Raw genomic sequence first — 17,576 nt, 5'->3', positions numbered from 1 at the left:
CACCGGCGCGACCGCGAGGAGCCCGACCCACCCCGGCACCGGGACACGGATGTCCACGGCGTGCGCCGGTATTTGCCGCAGGGGCCACCCTCTTGACGAGGCGTCAGCTGAGCGGGACGTCGACCAGGGCGCGGCCCGGCCACGGTCCCGCTCGCCCGCCCGGCGGGCCGTTCCGTCAGCGCCCGTCCGCGTCCGCCGCCGCGTCGGCCCGCCAGGGACCCGTACCGGCTCGGTGAGGCGCGTTCAGCGCCACCCCAGGGACCGGTCACGCCACCGACCGTAGCCGGTCCCCGGAACCTCGCGCCCGGCCCCCGCCATCCGCTCTTCGACCCGTCACCGCAGATCAGGACGCCGCCGGAGGCTTCGCCCGCGCCGCCGAGGCGACCGGGAGGGGGCGGGAAGGTTTCGCGCGTATTGCTCTCGCGTTGACTCCTTGTGTCCGCCGGAGCGCCGCTCGTACTTTCGTCCGGCCACGGAGCTGTGGCCACGAGCCGGACGAAGGTGGAAGTTCTATGCTGCTGACGGTCCTCGGATTCGTCATGATCGCGACATTCCTGACGCTGATCATGACGAAGAAGATGTCCCCGATGACGTCGCTCATCCTCATCCCGGCCCTCTTCTGCGTGATCGCGGGACAGGGGTCCCACCTGGGTGAGTACGTGCTGGAGGGGATCGGCGAACTGGCGCCCACGGCGGCCATGCTGATGTTCGCGATCATCTTCTTCGGCGTGATGATCGACGTCGGCCTGTTCGACCCGATCGTCCGGGGCATCCTGCGGTTCTGCAAGGCCGACCCCGCCCGGGTCGTGCTCGGCACGGCGGTGCTCGCGGCGATCGTCTCGCTGGACGGCGACGGCTCGACCACGTTCATGATCACCGTCTCCGCGATGCTCCCGCTCTACCTGCGGCTGAAGATGAGCGTGCTGACGATGACCATGGTCACCGCCACCGCCAACGGCGTGATGAACACCGTCCCCTGGGGCGGCCCCACCGCCCGCGCCGCCACCGCGCTGAAGCTCGACGCCGGCGACATCTTCGTCCCGATGGTGCCCGCCCTCGCCATCGGCCTGCTCAGCGTCTTCGCCCTGGCCTGGATTCTCGGCCTGCGCGAGCGCCGCCGCCTGGGCCTGCTCACCGAGTCCGGCCCGGCCTCCGACACCGTGACCACCACCGAGGACGAGGAGGCCGGGGCCGAGACCCGCGACCGCACCCCGGCCGGCGTGGGCGCGGGCAGCCGCACCGGCTCCGCCGGGCCGACCGCCACCCGTACGGCCACCGGCCCCGCCGCCGCGAGCGGTTCCGGCGGTACGGCCACCCCGGACCTGGCGAAACCCGGCACCGGCGGCGACTCCGGCGACGGGCCCGCCGAGGACGGGGAAGGGGGCACGCTCGACCCGAACCGCCCCACGCTGCGCCCGAAGCTCTTCTGGTTCAACGCCCTGCTGACGCTGGCGGTCCTGGTCACCCTGGTCGCCCAGCTGCTGCCGATCCCGGTCATCTTCATGTTCGGCGCGGCCCTCGCCCTGACCGTCAACTTCCCGCACATGAAGCAGCAGCGGGAGCGGATCGCCGCCCACGCGGACAACGTCCTGAACGTCTCGGGCATGGTCTTCGCCGCCGCCGTCTTCACCGGCGTGCTGACCGGTACCGGCATGGTCGAGGAGATGGCGAAGACGCTGGTCGGCGCGGTCCCGGACAGCCTCGGGCCGCACATGGCCCTCATCACCGGCCTGCTGAGCATCCCCTTCACGTACTTCATGTCCAACGACGGGTTCTACTTCGGCATCGTGCCGATCCTCGCCGAGGCCGGCGCCCAGCACGGCGTCTCCCCGCTGGAGATCGCCCGCGCCTCACTCATCGCCCAGCCGCTCCACATGTCCAGCCCGCTGGTCCCCGCCGTCTACGTGCTGGTCGGCATGGCCAAGGTGGAGTTCGGCGACCACACCCGCGCCACGGTCAAGTGGGCCGTGATGGTCTCCCTGGTGATCCTGGCCGCCGCCCTGCTCCTCGGCATCGCCTGAGGCCCCCGCCCGTACCGCCCGCACGAGGGCGCGCCCCGGTCCACCACGAGGGACCGGGGCGCGCCCTCGTCGTCACGCGTCGTCGCCGGTCCCCGTCCAGGTGTAGACGTGCTCCGGGCGCCCGGAACCGGTGTAGCGGAGGGTGAGACCGACCTGGCCGGAGCGTTCCAGCAGCTTCAGGTAGCGCTGGGCGGTCTGGCGGCTGAGCCCGGTCCGGTCGGCCACGCCGGTCGCGGAGAGCTGGCCGGCCTCCTTCAGCGCCTGCCGCACCAGCCGCACCGTCTGCGCCGAGTGGCCCTTGGGCAGGGCCATCGGGCCGGCCGCCGCGCTGCCCAGCACGCCGAAGATCCGGTCGACCCGCTCCTGGCCGGCCTCGGGGCCGTCGGCGAGGGTGCGGCGCAGGACGGCGTACCCCTCCAGCTTGGCGCGCAGGCCGCTGTAGCTGAACGGCTTGACCAGATAGTGCAGGGCGCCGTACCGCATCGCCGCCTCCACGGTGGCCACGTCGCGGGCGGCCGTCACCATGATCACGTCGGTGCGGGAGTCGCCGGCGCGCAGCCGCCGCACGAGGCCGAGGCCGTTCTCGTCGGGGAGGTAGTGGTCGAGGAGGACCAGGTCGGCGTGGTGGCCGTCCAGCCAGGCCAGGGCCTGGCCGGTGGTGTGGGCGGTGCCGGCCGTGCGGAAGCCGGGCACCCGGTCGGTGTAGGCGGCGTTGATCCGCGCCACCCGGGGATCGTCGTCGACGACCAGGACGTCGATCATCGGCCCTCCTCCTCGTGCGGGTCGGACGCGGACCCCTCCGGGGCGGCCAGCGCCTCGGGCAGGACCACGGTGAACACGGCGCCGCCGCCCTCGGCCCCCGCCACCGAGACGGTACCTCCGTACCGCTGGGCGTGGCGTTTGACCAGGGCGAGGCCGAGTCCGCGGCCGCCCCGGCCGGGCGCGGCCTCCTTGGTCGAGAAGCCGTCGGCGAAGACCAGCTCGCGCTGGGTGGGCGGCACGCCCGCGCCGGTGTCGCGCACCGTCAGCTCCGCCGTACGCCCGCGCGCCCGCAGCCCGACCTCCACCAGCCGGTCCTCGCCGCCGGCGGGTACGGAGGGCCCGGGAGCACCGACCGCCTCCAGGGCGTTGTCGACCAGGTTGCCCAGGACGGTGACCAGATCGTGCGGGGCGACCAGCCGGCCGAGCAGCCGTGAGCCGGGGGCCAGCCGCAGCGCCACCCCGCGTTCGGCGGCCACCGTGGCCTTGCCGACCAGCAGCGCGGCCAGCAGCGGGTCGCCCACCGACTCGGCGATCTGCTCGGCAGTGGCGCGGTGCGAGCCGACCGTCTCGGTGACGAAGTCGACGGCCTCCTCGTACAGCCCGAGTTCCAGCAGGCCCAGCAGGGTGTGGAGGCGGTTGGCGTGCTCGTGGTCCTGGGCGCGCAGGGCGTCCAGGAGGGCGCGGGTGGCGTCCAGCTCGCGGCCGAGCGCCTCCAGCTCGGTGCGGTCGCGCAGGGTGGCGACGGCGCCGCCGTCCTCGGTGGGCATCCGGTTGACCACCAGGACCCGGCCGCCGCGCACCGCCAGCAGATCGGTCCCGGCGACCTCGCCGGTCAGCACGGAGGTGAGCCGCCCGGGCCCGAGCAGGGCCGCCACCGGCCGGCCGATCCCGTCGGGCTCCCCGGCGCGCGGGCGGCCGAGACCCAGCAGCCGCTGCGCCTCGTCGTTGACGAGCCGGACCCTGCCCTGGCCGTCCAGGGCGAGAACGCCCTCGCGGATCGAGTGGAGCATCGCCTCGCGCTCGTCGAGCAGGGCGGCGATGTCGGAGAAGGTGAGGCCCCGGGTGCGCCGGTAGACGACGCGCGAGAAGGCGAGCGCGCCGAGGACCCCGACGCCGAGCGCGCCCGTGGCGTACCCGGCGACCTGCGGGACGGCCCCGGTCAGCCGGTCGCGGACGGACTCGTAGCGGATGCCGGCCGAGACGGCGCCGATCACCCGGCCGTCGGCGTCGCGCAGGGGTGTCTTGCCGCGGGCCGAGCGGCCGAGGGTGCCGACGTCGATCTCCCGCACCTCGTGCCCGGCCAGGGCCCGGGAGGGGTCGGTGGAGACGCGGCGGCCGATCAGCGCCGGGTCGGTGTGCGAGTAGCGGACGCCCTGCCGGTCCAGGACGACGACGTACTCGGCGCCGGTGGCCCGCCGGACCCGCTCCGCCGAGCGCTGCACCGGGTTGCCCCGGACCGGCTCGGCGCGCAGCAGGTCGCCGGCGAGGTCCTCGTCGCTCGCCATGGCCTGGGCGACGGCGAGCGCGCGGTGGGTGGCCTGGTCGTCGAGCTGGTCGCTGAGCGGGGCGAGGAAGAGCCCGGTGGCCAGGGCGGTCACGCCGACGGCGATGACCAGCTGGACCAGCAGCACCTGCGAGGCCATCCGGCGCGGGGCGCGCAGCGCCCACGGGCGGGGGCGGCGCGGCCGGGCGGGCGGCGGCTGGGGCGCGGCCCCGCGCACCGCCCCGGGCTCGGCGGTCACCGGGCCGGCCCCGGCTCCCGGCGTACCGGCCGTGCCCAGGACGGTGTCATGGCCTCGCTGACCCACCACGGCTCCTCCTGTCTCCGGGTCCCGGTCGCGGCCCGGCCAGGACTCCCGTCACCCTCGGCCACCGCCTGGAACTCTGCGTCCACCGCTCCCCACCAGCGCGGACGCACACACTCCGCACCATTGTGACCCGGCGGCGCAACCCCTTTGGGCGGCCGCGCAAGGGCCGGGCGGCCCAGGCGTCAAGCCCCTTGTCCACCACGTGGTGTGACGACTCGTTGGCCCGATCGGGCCACCCCCTCTTCCCGCATTACGCTCCGTACGGGACGCTCGCTGAGGCGGGCAGCACCGCACCTGCGCCGCAGGGCAGGAAGAACAGGGAGGCTCGACGTGGTCGACGCGGATCAGACATTCGTCATCGTCGGAGGAGGACTGGCCGGGGCCAAGGCGGCCGAAACCCTCCGCGAGGAAGGCTTCAGAGGCCGGGTGATCCTCGTCTGCGACGAACGCGACCGGCCCTACGAGCGGCCCGCGCTCTCCAAGGGCTATCTGACCGGCAAGGACGAGCGGGACAGCGTCTTCGTCCACGAACCCTCCTGGTACGCCCGCCACCACATCGAGCTGCACCTCGGCCAGCCCGCCGTCGCCCTCGACCGCGAGGCGCACACCGTCCGGCTCGGCGACGGCACGGTCCTCAAGTACGACAAGCTGCTGCTGGCCACCGGCGCCGAACCGCGCCGCCTCGACGTCCCGGGCACCGACCTGGTCGGCGTCCACCACCTGCGCCGCCTCGCCCACGCCGACCGGCTCCGCCAGGTCCTCACCGCGCTCGGCCGGGACAACGGCCACCTGGTGATCGCCGGGGGCGGCTGGATCGGCCTGGAGGTGGCGGCCGCCGCACGCGGCTACGGCGCCGAGGTCACTGTGGTGGAGGCGCAGCCGACGCCGCTGCACGACGTGCTCGGCCCCGAGCTGGGCCAGGTCTTCACCGAGCTCCACGGCGACCACGGGGTCCGCTTCCACTTCGGCGCCCGCCTCACCTCCATCAGCGGCCAGGACGGGGTGGTCCTGGCCGCGCACACCGACGACGGCGAGGAGCACCCGGCCCACGACGTGCTGGCCGCGGTCGGCGCCGCGCCGCGCACCGCGCTGGCCGAGGCGGCCGGGCTCGCCCTGGTCGACCGCGAGCACGGCGGCGGCATCGCGGTGGACGCCTCGCTGCGCACCTCCGACCCGGACATCTACGCGGCCGGCGACGTGGCCGCCGCCCACCACCCGCTCCTCGACACCCGGCTGCGCGTCGAGCACTGGGCCAACGCCCTCAACGGCGGCCCGGCCGCCGCCCGCGCCATGCTGGGCCGCATGGTCCGCTACGACCGCGTCCCGTACTTCTTCTCGGACCAGTACGACATCGGGCTGGAGTACTCCGGCTACGCCCCGCCCGGCACCTACGACCAGGTCGTCATCCGGGGTGACGCGGGCCGCCGCCAGTTCGTCGCCTTCTGGCTCTCCGAGGGGCGGGTGCTGGCCGGGATGAGCGTCAATGTGTGGGACGTCACCGACCAGATCCAGCGGCTGATCCGGCACGGCCAACCGGTCGACGCCGACGCGCTGGCCGACCCCTCGGTGCCGCTGGAGAGCCTCGGGGCCTGACGCCGCACGGGCCGTCCGGTCCGCCGTCCTCCGTTCCCCGGCTCCGGTGAGCTGCGGGGCCGGAGGTCCGGAGGGAGACCGGACGGCGGACCAGCCTCGCGACGGCCGTAGACTTTCCGCGTGGCAGGCAGGATCAATGACGAGGACGTGAAGGCGGTCCGGGACGCGGTCCCGATCGACGCCGTCGTGTCCGAGTACCTCTCGCTGCGCAACGCGGGCGGCGGAAACCTCAAGGGTCTCTGCCCCTTCCACGACGAGAAGTCCCCGTCGTTCCAGGTCAGCCCGGCCAAGGGCCTCTTCCACTGCTTCGGCTGCCAGGAGGGCGGCGACACGATCACCTTCGTGCGGAAGGTCGATCACCTCACGTTCTCCGAGGCCGTCGAACGCCTCGCCGCCAAGGCCGGCATCACCTTGCGCTACGAGGAGGGCGGGTACAACCCCTCCCACCAGCGCGGCGAGCGCATCCGGCTGATCGAGGCGCACAAGGCCGCCGCCGAGTTCTACGCCAAGCAGCTCGACGGCCCCGAGGCGGAGACCGGCCGCCGCTTCCTCGCCGAGCGCGGCTTCGACCAGGCCGCCGCCACCCACTTCGGCATCGGCTACAGCCCGGTCGGCTGGGACCACCTCACCCGCTACCTCCGCGGCCAGGGCTTCACCGACAAGGAACTGATCACCTCCGGCCTCGCCCAGGACGGCCGCCGCGGCCCCGTCGACCGCTTCCGGGGCCGCCTGATGTGGCCCATCCGCGACATCGGCGGCGAGGTCGTCGGCTTCGGCGCCCGCCGCCTGCGCGAGGACGACAACGGCCCCAAGTACCTCAACACCCCCGAGACCCCGATCTACCGCAAGTCGCAGGTCCTCTACGGCATCGACCTCGCCAAGAAGGACATCGCCAAGGCGAGCCGGGCCGTGGTCGTCGAGGGGTACACCGACGTCATGGCCTGCCACCTGGCGGGGATCACCACCGCCGTCGCCACCTGCGGCACCGCCTTCGGCCAGGACCACATCAAGATCCTCCGGCGCCTGCTGATGGACAACGGCAGCGCCCGGGTGATCTTCACCTTCGACGGCGACGCGGCCGGGCAGAAGGCCGCCCTGCGCGCCTTCGAGGACGACCAGAAGTTCGCTGCCGAGACCTACATCGCCATCGCCCCGGACGGCATGGACCCCTGCGACCTCCGTCTCGCCAAGGGCGACGAGGCCGTCGCCGACCTGGTCGAACCCCGCACCCCGCTCTTCGAGTTCGCCCTGCGCCAGATCGTCTCCCGGTACGACCTGGAGACCCCGGCGGGCCGCGCGGCCGCGCTGGACGAGGCCGGTCCGGTCGTCGCCCGCATCAAGTCCGCCTCCTCCCAGCACGAGGTGGCCGTCCAGCTCGCCGGGATGCTCGGCATCCTCGACACCCAGTTCGTCGTCCGCCGGATCGGGCAGCTCGCCCGCTGGGCCCGCGACCGCGGCTCCGACGCCGGGCCCGCGCCCCGCCGCGCCGACGTCGCCGGCCACGCCGTCGAGACGAGCGCCCCCCGCTTCAGCGGCCCCGCCCTCAACCTCCGCAGCCCCGCCTTCACCACCGAACGCGAACTGCTGAAGCTCGCCCTGCAACGCCCTGAACTCGTCTCCCCGGCCTTCGACGCCTACGGCTCCGACGAGTTCACCGCCGCCCCCTACGCCGCGGTGCGCGAGGCCATCGAGGAGGCGGGCGGCGCGGAACTCGGCGCCGACCTCGGCATGGACTACCTCACCCGGGTCCGCGAGGCCGCCCCCGACGACACGGTCCGCGCCATGGTCACCGAACTGGCCGTCGAGGCGATCCGCCGCCGCACCGTCGACGAGGTCTACGCCGGGGAGCAGCTGGTCAAGGTCCGCCTGCGCGCCGTCGAACGCCGCATCCGCGACCTCCAGGGCACCTTCACCCGCGTCGCCGCCCAGGGCGACCAGACGCAACTCGCCTCCGTACAGAACGAGTTGTGGGTCCTCCAGCAGTACGACCGGAGCCTGCGCAACAACGGCGCCCAGGCCCTGTAGACGCCACGCCCCGCTCGCCGCCCGGGCGGAGGCCCTGCCGGAAAAGTCCGGACGCACTCTCGTGGTTAAGGCGCGGTGTGCCGCACACTGGTGCGGCGCCCTCGGCCCCGGGCGTGCTCCCCCCGCACCGCCGCACCTCGCACGTCGTACGCACCATCCCCCGATCCGCCACGCGATCACCCGGGAGGTCACCCCCCGTGCAGACCAGGCCCCCTCGCTCCGCCCCCACCGCTCCGTCCGCGGTCCTCGCCCCGGCCGTCCCCACCCCGCGCAGGTCGCCCCAGCGGGCCCCGGCCGGCGGAGCCGGGACCGGGCCGCAGGGCGCGGGCGGGCGGGTACCGGCCGGATCCGAGCAGGCGGGGGCGGCCGCCCCCGACCTCTTCCGGCAGTACCTCCGGGAGATCGGGCGCATCCCGCTGCTCTCGGCCGCCGACGAGGTGGAGCTGGCCCGGCGCGTCGAGGCGGGCGTGTTCGCCGCGGCGAAGCTCGCCGGGGGCTGCGCGGACGCCGGTCTCGCCCGGGACCTGCGGCGGCTGGTGGTCCTCGGGGAGCGGGCCAAGGGGCGGCTCATCGAGGCCAACCTGCGGCTCGTCGTCTCGGTCGCCAAGCGGTACACGGGCCGCGGCCTGACCATGCTCGACCTGGTGCAGGAGGGCAATCTCGGGCTGATCCGCGCGGTGGAGAAGTTCGACTACACCCGGGGCTTCAAGTTCTCCACGTACGCGACCTGGTGGATACGCCAGGCGATGTCCCGCGCCCTCGCCGACCAGGCCCGCACCATCCGGGTGCCGGTGCACGTCGTGGAGCTGATCAACCGGGTCGTGCGCACCCAGCGCGCCCTGCTCCAGGAGGCGGGGCGCGAGCCGGCCGCCGAGGAGGTCGGTGAGCGGCTCGGGCTGAGCGCCGAGAAGGTCGAGGAGGTGCTGCGGCTGGCCCGCGAACCCATCTCCCTGCACGCGCCGGTCGGCGGCGAGGACGACGTCTTCCTCGGCGACCTCATCGAGGACGCCGACGCGGCCTCCCCCGCCGAGAGCGCCGCCCTGCTCCTGCTCCGCCAGCACCTCGACGCGGTCCTCGCCACCCTCGGCGACCGCGAACGCCAGGTGGTGCAGTTGCGGTACGGGTTCGACGACGGCCGGCCGCGCACCCTGGAGGAGATCGGCCGGCTCTTCGGGGTCACCCGCGAACGGGTCCGCCAGATCGAGTCGAAGACGCTGCGCCGGCTCCGGGAGCACACGGCGGCGGGGCAGTTGCGGGGCTATCTGGAGTGAGCGGGGCGGGCCCGGCTCACTCCTGGCCGCGCCGCCTGGCGTCGACGACCGCGCCGAGGGCGACGCCGAGCGCGAGGCCGAGGCCGATCCCGACGGCGAGGTTGTCGAGGAGCAGGCCGGCCGCCACCCCGAGGCACATCCCGACGGGCAGGTAGAGGGCGATCGCCGACGGCTGCTCGGAACCCCGCCCGCCGGCCCCTCGTTCGCGCGGTTCCTCCGCCAACTCCGCCACCCGTTCCTTCGTCCGTCCGGCGCCCTTGTCCTGTACACGGGCGGCCGTTCCAGCATGCCACGGGGGCCGCCCGGCCCCCGTGGCCGCCCCTCAGTCGACCTCGACGGCCGCCTCGGCGAACTGGGCCGCGTAGAGGCGGGCGTACGCTCCCTCGGCGGCGAGGAGTTCGGTGTGCGAGCCCTGCTCGACGATGGCCCCGTTCTCCATCACCAGGATCGTGTCGGCGTCCCGGATCGTGGAGAGGCGGTGGGCGATGACGAAGGAGGTCCGGCCGTGCGCGAGCCGGGCCATGGCCTGCTGGATCAGCACCTCGGTACGGGTGTCCACCGAGCTGGTGGCCTCGTCCAGGACGAGGATCACCGGGTCGGAGAGGAAGGCCCGCGCGATGGTGACGAGCTGCTTCTCCCCGGCGCTGACCCCGCTGCCCTCGTCGTCGAGGACGGTGTCGTAGCCGTCGGGGAGCGTGCGGACGAAGCGGTCGGCGTGGGCGGCGCGGGCCGCCTCCTCGACCTCCTCGCGGCTGACCTCGCGGGAGGCGCCGTAGGCGATGTTCTCCGCGATGGTGCCGCCGAACAGCCAGGTGTCCTGGAGGACCATGCCGATCCGGGAGCGCAGGTCCTCCCGGGCCATGGCGGCGATCTCGACGCCGTCCAGGGTGATCCGGCCGCCCGTGACCTCGTAGAACCGCATCAGCAGGTTGACCAGGGTGGTCTTGCCGGCGCCGGTCGGGCCGACGATGGCGACCGTGCGGCCCGGCTCGACGGTCAGGGAGAGGTCCTCGATCAGGGGCCGGTCCGGCTCGTAGCGGAAGGAGACCTTCTCCAGGGCGACGCGGCCCAGCGGCTTCTCCAGGCGGGCGCCGGGGACCGGGTCGGGCTCCTGCTCGTCGGCGTCGAGGAGTTCGAAGACCCGCTCGGCGGAGGCGACGCCGGACTGCACCAGGTTGGCCATCGAGGCGACCTGGGTCAGCGGCATCGAGAACTGCCGGGAGTACTGGATGAACGCCTGCACGTCGCCGATGGACAGGGCGCCCGAGGCGACCCGGAGGCCGCCGACGACCGCGACCAGCACGTAGTTGAAGTTGGAGACGAACATCATCAGCGGCTGCATGATGCCGCTGGTGAACTGGGCCTTGAAGGACGCCTGGTACAGCGCGTCGTTCTCCTCGGCGAACCGCTCGGCCGACTCGTCCTGGCGGCCGAAGACCTTGACCAGGCTGTGGCCGGTGTACATCTCCTCGATGTGGGCGTTGAGCGTGCCCGTGGAGGACCACTGGCTGACGAAGTGCGGCTGGGAGCGCTTGCCGACCCGGGTGGCGACCACGAAGGAGAGCGGCACCGTCACCAGCGCCACCAGGGCGAGCAGCGGCGATATCCAGAACATCATCACCAGCACACCGATGACGGTCAGCAGCGAGTTGACCACCTGGCCCATCGTCTGCTGGAGCGTCTGGCCGATGTTGTCGATGTCGTTGGTGGCACGGCTGAGCACCTCGCCGCGCTGGCGCTGGTCGAAGTAGGAGAGCGGGAGCCGCGACAGCTTGGTCTGCACGTCGCGGCGCATCCGGAAGACGGTGCGGTTGATCGCGCGGTTGCTCAGCCGGGCCGAGACCGCCATCAGGGCGCTGGCCAGCAGGAAGACGCCGAGGGCCAGCAGCAGCACCTCGCCGACGGCACCGAAGTCGATGCCCTGGCCGGGGGTGAAGTCCATCCCGGAGAGCATGTCGGCCACGCCGTCGTCGCCGCCCTCGCGCATCCCCGCCAGTACCTGCTCGCGGGTGGCGCCGGCCGGCATGTCGCGGCCGACGATGCCCGCGAAGACCAGGTCGGTGGCCCAGCCGAGGATCTTCGGGCCGGTCACCGAGAGCGCCACGCTGACCAGGCCGGTGGCGAGCATCGCCCACAGCACCTTCTTCTCGGGGCGGAACTGGGCCAGCAGCCGCTTGCCCGAACCCTTGAAGTCCATCGACTGCTGTCCCGGCGCTCCCGCGCCCATCGGGCCCGCCATCACGCGGCCTCCGCTTCCGTCAGCTGGGAGAGCACGATCTCCCGGTAGGTCTCGTCCCGTTCCATCAGGTCGTGGTGGCGGCCGACCGCCACCACCCGGCCCTCGTCGAGGACGACGATCCGGTCGGCGTCCCGGATGGTCGACACCCGCTGGGCGACGATCACCACGCCCGCCTCGGCGGTCTCCGCGCGCAGGGCTGCCCGCAGCGCCGCGTCGGTCGCGTAGTCCAGCGCCGAGAACGAGTCGTCGAAGAGGTAGATCTCGGGGCGCTGCACCAGGGTCCGCGCGATGGCGAGCCGCTGCCGCTGACCGCCCGAGACGTTGGTCCCGCCCTGCGAGACGGGAGCCTCCAGCCCGCCTTCCAGCCGCTCGACGAACTCCTTGGCCTGCGCCACCTCCAGCGCGTGCCACAGCTCCTCGTCACTCGCCTCGGGGTTGCCGTACCGCAGGTTGCTCGCCACGGTGCCGGAGAAGAGGTACGGCTTCTGCGGGACGAGGCCGACGGTGCGGGCCAGCAGCGCCGGGTCGATCCGGCGGATGTCGACGCCGTCGACCAGCACCTCGCCCTCGACGGGGTCGATCAGCCGGGCGGCGAGGCCGAGCAGGGTGGTCTTGCCGGAGCCGGTCGAGCCGATGACGGCGGTGGTCTCGCCGGGCCCGGCGAACAGCTCCACGTCGCGCAGGACCCACTCCTCGGCGCCCGGGTAGCGGAACCCCGCGGCCCGCATCTCCAGCGTGCCCCGGCCGGCCAGTTCGCGGACCGGCTCGGCGGGCGGGACGACGCTGCTGCTCGTCCCCAGCACCTCCTGGATGCGCTCGGCGCACACCTCGGCGCGCGGCACCATCATGAACATGAAGGTGGCCATCATCACGGACATGACGATCTGCATCAGGTAGGCGAGGAAGGCGGTGAGCGAGCCGATCTCCATCGCGCCGCTGTCGATCCGGTGGGCGCCGAACCAGACCACGGCCAGCGAGGACAGGTTCACCACCAGCATCACCAGCGGGAACATCAGCGCCAGCAGCCGGCCGGTGCCCAGCGAGACCTCGGTCAGGTCGGTGTTGGCCCGGCCGAACCGCTCGGTCTCGTACCGGTCGCGGACGAAGGCGCGGATGACGCGGTTGCCGGTGATCTGCTCCCGCAGCACCCGGTTGACGGTGTCCAGCCGCTTCTGCATGGAGCGGAAGAGCGGCCGCAGCCGCCAGACGACCACGCCGACCGAGGCCGCCATCACGGGCAGCACCGCCAGCAGCACCCCGGAGAGCGGTACGTCCTGGCCCAGCGCCATGATCACGCCGCCCACGCACATGATGGGCGCCGTCACCATCAGCGTGAAGGTCATCAGGGCCAGCATCTGGACCTGCTGGACGTCGTTGGTGGTCCGGGTGATCAGGGACGGTGCCCCGAAGCCGTTCAGCTCCCGTGCCGAGAAGGACTGCACCCGGTCGAAGACGGCCGCCCGCACGTCCCGGCCGAGGGCGGCGGCGGTCCGGGCGCCGAAGTAGACGGCGCCGATGTTGCCCGCCATCTGCACCAGCGTGACCGCCAGCATGACGGCGCCGAGCCCGAGGATGACGCCCGTGTCGCCCCGCACGACGCCCCGGTCGATGATGTCCGCGTTGAGCGACGGAAGGTACAGGGCCGCGCAGGTCTGGAGCAGTTGGAGCACCATCACCAGCGCGATGGGTTTCTGGTACGGACGCAGATACGTCCGCAGGAGTCGTATGAGCACAGGTCTCTTCCGGATCGGCCGTACGGGATGCGCACCCATCCTGCGCCACCCGGCCCGCCGGAACCCACCGGTTTTGTCCAAACCCGGGTCAAGACTCCTGGGTGGCCGCTCCGGCCCCAGGCCCCGCCGCAGGTCAGGCCGGAGTTCCCCCGCCGAAGGCGTCCGGGTGGGTCTGGTCCCGCACGGCCGTGTACTGCTGGCGTACGGCCTGGCCGACGGGGAGTTCCTCGCCCGGCTCCAGGTGCGTACCGGCCGCGCCGCCCCACGCCGGCGGGGCCGAGCGGTCCAGGGTGCCCCGCTCGACGCCGAGGGCCCAGGCCGCCTGGCGGGCCGCGCCGAGGGCCGCGTAGTCGGCCGGTTCGGGGACGATCACCGGGGCGCCGAAGATCATCGGGGCGGCGGCCCGGATCGCCGGCAGGTCGGCGGCGGCACCCAGCAGGAAGACGCGGCGGATCGCCACGCCCCGGCCGCGCAGCACGTCGAGGGCGTCGGCGAGCGAGCAGAGCATCCCCTCGAACGCGGCCCGCGCCAGGTGCTCCCGCTTCATCGACTCGCGCCGCAGCCCGCTGAGCGTCCCCGCGGTGTGCGGCAGCCGGGGCGTGCGCTCCCCCTCCAGGTACGGCAGCAGCACCAGGCCGTGCGAACCGGGCGTCGACTCCAGGGCCAGCCGCGAGAGTTCGGGCAGGTCGACGCCGAGCAGGTCGGCGGTGCCGCGCAGGGCCCGTACCGCGTTGAGGGTGTGGACGACCGGGAGGTGCATGCCGGTGGCGTCGGCGTAGGAGGTGATCAGGCCGTCCGGGTCCCAGGCGGCCTCGTGGTGGACGGCCATCACCGAGCCGGAGGCGCCCAGCGAGACCACGGCGTCACCGTGACCGACGCCGAGACCGAAGGCGGCCGCCATCGTCTCGCCGGTCCCCGCCGAGATCAGCAGCCCCTCCGGGGTGGTGCCCGCCGCTTCGGCCGGGCCGGTCACCTCGGGCAGCACGGCCCGGTGGCCGAGCGCCAGCTCCACCAGCTCGGGCCGGTACTCCCCCGCCGCCGCCGACCAGTAGCCGGTACCCGAGGCGCCGCCCCGGTCCGTGGTGCGGCGGACGGGCCGGCCCAGCAACTGCCAGACCAGCCAGTCGTGGGCCTGGAGCAGCCCGGCGGTACGGGCGGCGTTCTCCGGCTCGTTCTTCGCCAGCCAGCGCAGCTTGGCCACCGGCTGGGCGGGCTGCGGTACGCAGCCGACCGCCCGGACCCACGCCTCGCGCCCGCCGAGCTCCGCCGTCAGATCGGCCGCGGCGACCTGCGCCCGCTTGTCCCCGCCGACCATGGCGGGCCGTGCCGTCCCGCCCTGCGCGTCCAGCGGCACCAGGCCGTTCTGCTGGGCGGAGACCCCGATGGCCTCGACGTTCTCCAGCAGCCCGCCGGCCGCGGCCTCGCCGAGCGAGAGCAGCCAGCTCTGCGGATCGACGTCCGAGACCGGCCCCTCACCCTCCTTCGGATGCGGCGCGTACCCCTGCCGCAGTACGGCACCCGTCTCGGTGTCGCAGACGACCATGCGCGTGAATGCGGACGAACTGTCCAGCCCGGCGACTATGCCCATAGGACGATTCTGCCGCACGCGGAGGGCGCCCCGTGGAGACGGGGCGCCCTGGGTCCGCGCCGGGCGGGCGGCGGGGTGTGAGACCGGTCTCAGAGGTTCCCGGTACCCCAGTCGTCGCCCGGGTTCTGGCCGCGCTCGCGCAGCGACCGCACCCGCTCGGCGACCGGCGCCGGGACCCGGTCACCGACCCGCTCGCTCACCGAGTGGTAGGCCTTGCCGGCGAAGCCCCGCCCCTGCTGGGCGGCGCTCTCGGCGGCGTTGCGGACCGCCGGGTTCTGCGCCACGCGCTCCGCACACTTCCTCAACTGTTCGTACCGCTCGCGGCCCGCGCGGCTCCCGAGCACGTAGCCCAGGGCCACTCCGGCGACGAAGGTGAGCCGGTAGCGCATCAACTGCCACCCTTCCGTAGTGGTCGGTTCTGCCGAGCGCGGGAGCAGGGGCGAGGCCCCGCCGGGTACCGATTGGCGAAGCACCCCCCTGCTTGCGCTAATGTATGTGTCGCAGCGAACGAGCGCCCTCCGGAGCACTCCGCGCGGGAGCCCCGTTCGATGCGAAGCAGCATTCCCCTGTAGCTCAATTGGCAGAGCAGCCGGCTGTTAACCGGCAGGTTACTGGTTCGAGTCCAGTCGGGGGAGCTCGATCTCCTGTAGCTCAATTGGCAGAGCAGCCGGCTGTTAACCGGCAGGTTACTGGTTCGAGTCCAGTCGGGAGAGCAAACGATGAGGGCCCCCTCGGGGGTCCTTTTTCGTGCGCCCGGCGTCTCGTCGAAGTCCATGTGCGGAGCTTCTGCCCCGTTCGTGGAACCGCACACGCCGCCGCGGAGTCCTCAAGATCGGGCAAGGCCGACCAGCCGGGGCAGCAGATCGTATGAGCGGCTATGCTGCGGCAGACGGCACGTACACATGTACGCGACACGCCGCTACGGGGCGGTAGCTCAGCCGGTTAGAGCAGCGGACTCATAATCCGTCGGTCGTGGGTTCGAGTCCCACCCGCCCCACCGCAAGGCGCCCCGGGGGCCTTCGCAGCCGCGGAACCTGAGAAGGGGGCCGCCATCTCACGATGGCGGCCCCCTTTCTTCGTACCGGTGTCAGGCGGGGGTCAGACGGCCCACTTGGTGCACGTGCCGGAATTCACCCAGCGGTGCGAGCTGATGGCGTTGCTGACCAGGGCGCCGCTGGTGAAGTAGTCGTTGGTGAGGTCGGAGGCGTAGCGCTCGGAGCGGGAGAGGCAGATCTGGCCGCCGCTCCACTGGGTGCCGGTCCCGTTGAAGAACTGGACCTCCTGGCTGTTGCCCTTGTTCAGGACGGAGGTGGCTCTGTTGGTGTCGGAGCCCTGGAAGCTGCCGCCGCTGTCACCCCAGTTGGAGTCGTTGCCCTCGGCCCTGCCGAGGTAGCCGCTGCAGTTGGTGTAGTCGTAGGCGTACATGTAGCCGGAGATCGCGCCGGCGTAGGCGTCGGCGCAGCCTGCGGCGGCCTGCGCGGTGGAGACGGGGACGGCGGTGCCGAGTGCGGCCATCGCGAGCACGGTGAGGGCGGCGGGCAGTTTCCTCATGAGCGGGACTCCTCGGTGGGTGGAAGGGTCGGTACTCCCGTGACGGGATGCCACGGAGATCTGGGGGCGCCGGCCTGCTTCACAGCTCCCGGGCCCGGGCGAGGGCGGCCAGCCTCATCCGGCGGTACGCGGTGGATTCCTCGGCGTACGGGCGCAGGGCCTCGGCGCGGTACTCGGTCTCCAGTGCGCGTGCGGTCTCGCCCAGGGAGGTCTCCCGCGCGCACTCGGCCTCGGTCACGGCCAGCGCGGATTCGGTGCGCAGGGCCTCGGCCCGGCTCATGCCCTCGACCAGGCCGTCCCGTTCGCGGCGGATCTCGTCGGGGCTCGCGAAGGGCCTGCCCGCCTCCTTCATGCACCGGGACCAGGCGGCGACCGCGGTGGACAGGCGTGCGTCCTCGAGGATGCGCGGGACGTACAGGGGGGTCAGGGACGTGACGGTCTTCCGGGCGCGGAACCAGGCCGCGTGGTCGCCGTACAGGCGGGTCCGCGCCTCGGCGTAGCAGCCGGTGCGCGGGGTCGCGACCGTGCCTCCGGAGGGCAGGCTGACGGTGACGGCGTCGTCGAGGTCCCCGTCGAGCGCGTGGGAGTAACGGACGCGCTCGCGCGCCGGCAGCGCGTTGGCGTAGGTGACGTTGGGGTGGCCGACGCGCGCCTTCTCGGCGGCGAGGTCGAAGGACCGGCCGTAGCCGTACCGGCGGGCCCAGTCGACGTCGTCCACGACGTAGCGGCCCGCCTGGCGTTCCGCGACGCCCGGCACCGGGCCCGGCCAGTACCGGAAGCCCTCGCGCCGCATACAGACGCCGACCAGGGTGTCCTCCGCCCGGTCGATCGCGGCCTCCTCGGCGAGGGTCAGCTCCCTGGCCCGCGTTCCGGAGCCGGTGGCGTGCTCCCCCGTTCCGCCCGCGCAGCCGGCGGTCAGCACGAGGAGGAGAACGGCCAGCGGCAGACTCTTCTTCCCCCGCACCCTGTTCCCCCCTCCCGCGCG

General features: G+C 73.3%; 13 protein-coding genes and 3 tRNA genes. 7 read left to right on the top strand and 9 right to left on the bottom strand.

Annotation, left to right across the window (positions count from 1 at the left end):
• Positions 1–512: 512 nt before the first annotated feature.
• Positions 513–2,021 carry a CitMHS family transporter gene (locus tag IF45_RS0108335; RefSeq protein WP_030306526.1) on the top strand — a complete coding sequence of 503 codons (1,509 nt, stop codon included), beginning with the start codon at positions 513–515 and terminating at the stop codon, positions 2,019–2,021.
• Between the two features lie 72 nt (positions 2,022–2,093).
• On the opposite strand, the gene IF45_RS0108330 is transcribed toward IF45_RS0108335, so the two are convergent.
• Both IF45_RS0108330 and IF45_RS0108325 read right to left on the bottom strand, forming a co-directional pair.
• The gene (locus IF45_RS0108330; RefSeq protein ID WP_030306524.1) at positions 2,094–2,783 is read right to left on the bottom strand and encodes a response regulator; all 690 of its coding nucleotides are present in this window, start codon (positions 2,781–2,783) and stop codon (positions 2,094–2,096) included.
• Positions 2,780–4,594 (bottom strand): ATP-binding protein, encoded by a 1,815-nt coding sequence (locus tag IF45_RS0108325; protein WP_030306523.1) that lies wholly within the window; start codon positions 4,592–4,594, stop codon positions 2,780–2,782. Before IF45_RS0108325 ends, IF45_RS0108330 begins: the two co-directional genes overlap by 4 nt.
• A gap of 327 nt (positions 4,595–4,921) precedes the next feature.
• Here IF45_RS0108325 and IF45_RS0108320 point away from each other — a divergent pair, with 327 nt between their 5' ends.
• The 3 genes from IF45_RS0108320 to IF45_RS0108310 all read left to right on the top strand — a co-directional run bounded on the left by IF45_RS0108320 (position 4,922) and on the right by IF45_RS0108310 (position 9,480).
• Positions 4,922–6,184 carry an NAD(P)/FAD-dependent oxidoreductase gene (locus tag IF45_RS0108320; RefSeq protein WP_008405561.1) on the top strand — a complete coding sequence of 421 codons (1,263 nt, stop codon included), beginning with the start codon at positions 4,922–4,924 and terminating at the stop codon, positions 6,182–6,184.
• A gap of 120 nt (positions 6,185–6,304) precedes the next feature.
• Positions 6,305–8,209 (top strand): DNA primase, encoded by a 1,905-nt coding sequence (dnaG, locus tag IF45_RS0108315; protein ID WP_003947901.1) that lies wholly within the window; start codon positions 6,305–6,307, stop codon positions 8,207–8,209.
• Between the two features lie 197 nt (positions 8,210–8,406).
• Entirely contained in the window at positions 8,407–9,480 is a 1,074-nt protein-coding gene (locus tag IF45_RS0108310; RefSeq protein WP_030306522.1) for an RNA polymerase sigma factor, read from the top strand.
• A 16-nt stretch (positions 9,481–9,496) separates the two neighbouring features.
• Here IF45_RS0108310 and IF45_RS0108305 read toward each other — a convergent pair whose 3' ends face one another.
• The 5 genes from IF45_RS0108305 to IF45_RS0108285 form a co-directional block, all read right to left on the bottom strand.
• A complete protein-coding gene (locus IF45_RS0108305; protein ID WP_003947903.1) occupies positions 9,497–9,712 on the bottom strand; it encodes a glycine zipper domain-containing protein in 216 nt (71 codons plus the stop codon).
• Between the two features lie 90 nt (positions 9,713–9,802).
• Positions 9,803–11,719: an ABC transporter ATP-binding protein gene (locus IF45_RS0108300; protein WP_015507929.1), complete on the bottom strand. Its 1,917-nt coding sequence runs from the start codon at positions 11,717–11,719 to the stop codon at positions 9,803–9,805.
• Positions 11,719–13,452, bottom strand: a complete 1,734-nt coding sequence (locus IF45_RS0108295; protein WP_015507928.1) for an ABC transporter ATP-binding protein — start codon at positions 13,450–13,452, stop codon at positions 11,719–11,721. The genes IF45_RS0108300 and IF45_RS0108295 overlap by 1 nt, the downstream gene beginning before the upstream one ends.
• A gap of 133 nt (positions 13,453–13,585) precedes the next feature.
• On the bottom strand, positions 13,586–15,040 hold the full coding sequence (locus tag IF45_RS0108290) for a xylulokinase (RefSeq protein WP_030306521.1): 1,455 nt from the start codon (positions 15,038–15,040) through the stop codon (positions 13,586–13,588).
• Between the two features lie 89 nt (positions 15,041–15,129).
• Positions 15,130–15,429: a hypothetical protein gene (locus IF45_RS0108285; protein WP_003947907.1), complete on the bottom strand. Its 300-nt coding sequence runs from the start codon at positions 15,427–15,429 to the stop codon at positions 15,130–15,132.
• Between the two features lie 173 nt (positions 15,430–15,602).
• Here IF45_RS0108285 and IF45_RS0108280 point away from each other — a divergent pair.
• The 3 genes from IF45_RS0108280 (at position 15,603) to IF45_RS0108270 (ending at position 16,037) form a co-directional block, all read left to right on the top strand.
• Positions 15,603–15,675 (top strand) — tRNA-Asn (locus IF45_RS0108280).
• A gap of 5 nt (positions 15,676–15,680) precedes the next feature.
• Positions 15,681–15,753: transfer RNA gene (locus IF45_RS0108275), tRNA-Asn, on the top strand.
• 210 nt (positions 15,754–15,963) lie between these two features.
• Positions 15,964–16,037: transfer RNA gene (locus IF45_RS0108270), tRNA-Ile, on the top strand.
• Between the two features lie 101 nt (positions 16,038–16,138).
• Here the strand turns inward: IF45_RS0108270 and IF45_RS0108265 are convergent.
• Positions 16,139–16,591, bottom strand: coding sequence for a hypothetical protein (locus IF45_RS0108265; protein WP_003947908.1), 453 nt, complete (start codon positions 16,589–16,591; stop codon positions 16,139–16,141).
• A 79-nt stretch (positions 16,592–16,670) separates the two neighbouring features.
• Positions 16,671–17,555 (bottom strand): hypothetical protein, encoded by an 885-nt coding sequence (locus tag IF45_RS0108260; protein WP_030306520.1) that lies wholly within the window; start codon positions 17,553–17,555, stop codon positions 16,671–16,673.
• Positions 17,556–17,576: the final 21 nt, after the last annotated feature.

It is taken from the genome of Streptomyces albidoflavus, from assembly GCF_000719955.1.
Lineage (GTDB): Bacteria > Actinomycetota > Actinomycetes > Streptomycetales > Streptomycetaceae > Streptomyces > Streptomyces albidoflavus.
The sequence above is the reverse complement of the archived record's forward strand: the minus strand, read 5'-3'. Positions and strand labels throughout refer to the sequence as shown.

Excerpts from the sequence above, each read along its gene's own strand:
- IF45_RS0108300 (WP_015507929.1), bottom strand. The coding sequence starts at position 11,719 with ATGGCGGGCCCGATGGGCGCGGGAGCGCCGGGACAGCAGTCGATGGAC.
- IF45_RS0108290 (WP_030306521.1), bottom strand. The coding sequence starts at position 15,040 with ATGGGCATAGTCGCCGGGCTGGACAGTTCGTCCGCATTCACGCGCATG.
- IF45_RS0108330 (WP_030306524.1), bottom strand. The coding sequence starts at position 2,783 with ATGATCGACGTCCTGGTCGTCGACGACGATCCCCGGGTGGCGCGGATC.
- IF45_RS0108285 (WP_003947907.1), bottom strand. The coding sequence starts at position 15,429 with ATGCGCTACCGGCTCACCTTCGTCGCCGGAGTGGCCCTGGGCTACGTG.
- IF45_RS0108335 (WP_030306526.1), top strand. The coding sequence starts at position 513 with ATGCTGCTGACGGTCCTCGGATTCGTCATGATCGCGACATTCCTGACG.
- IF45_RS0108265 (WP_003947908.1), bottom strand. The coding sequence starts at position 16,591 with ATGAGGAAACTGCCCGCCGCCCTCACCGTGCTCGCGATGGCCGCACTC.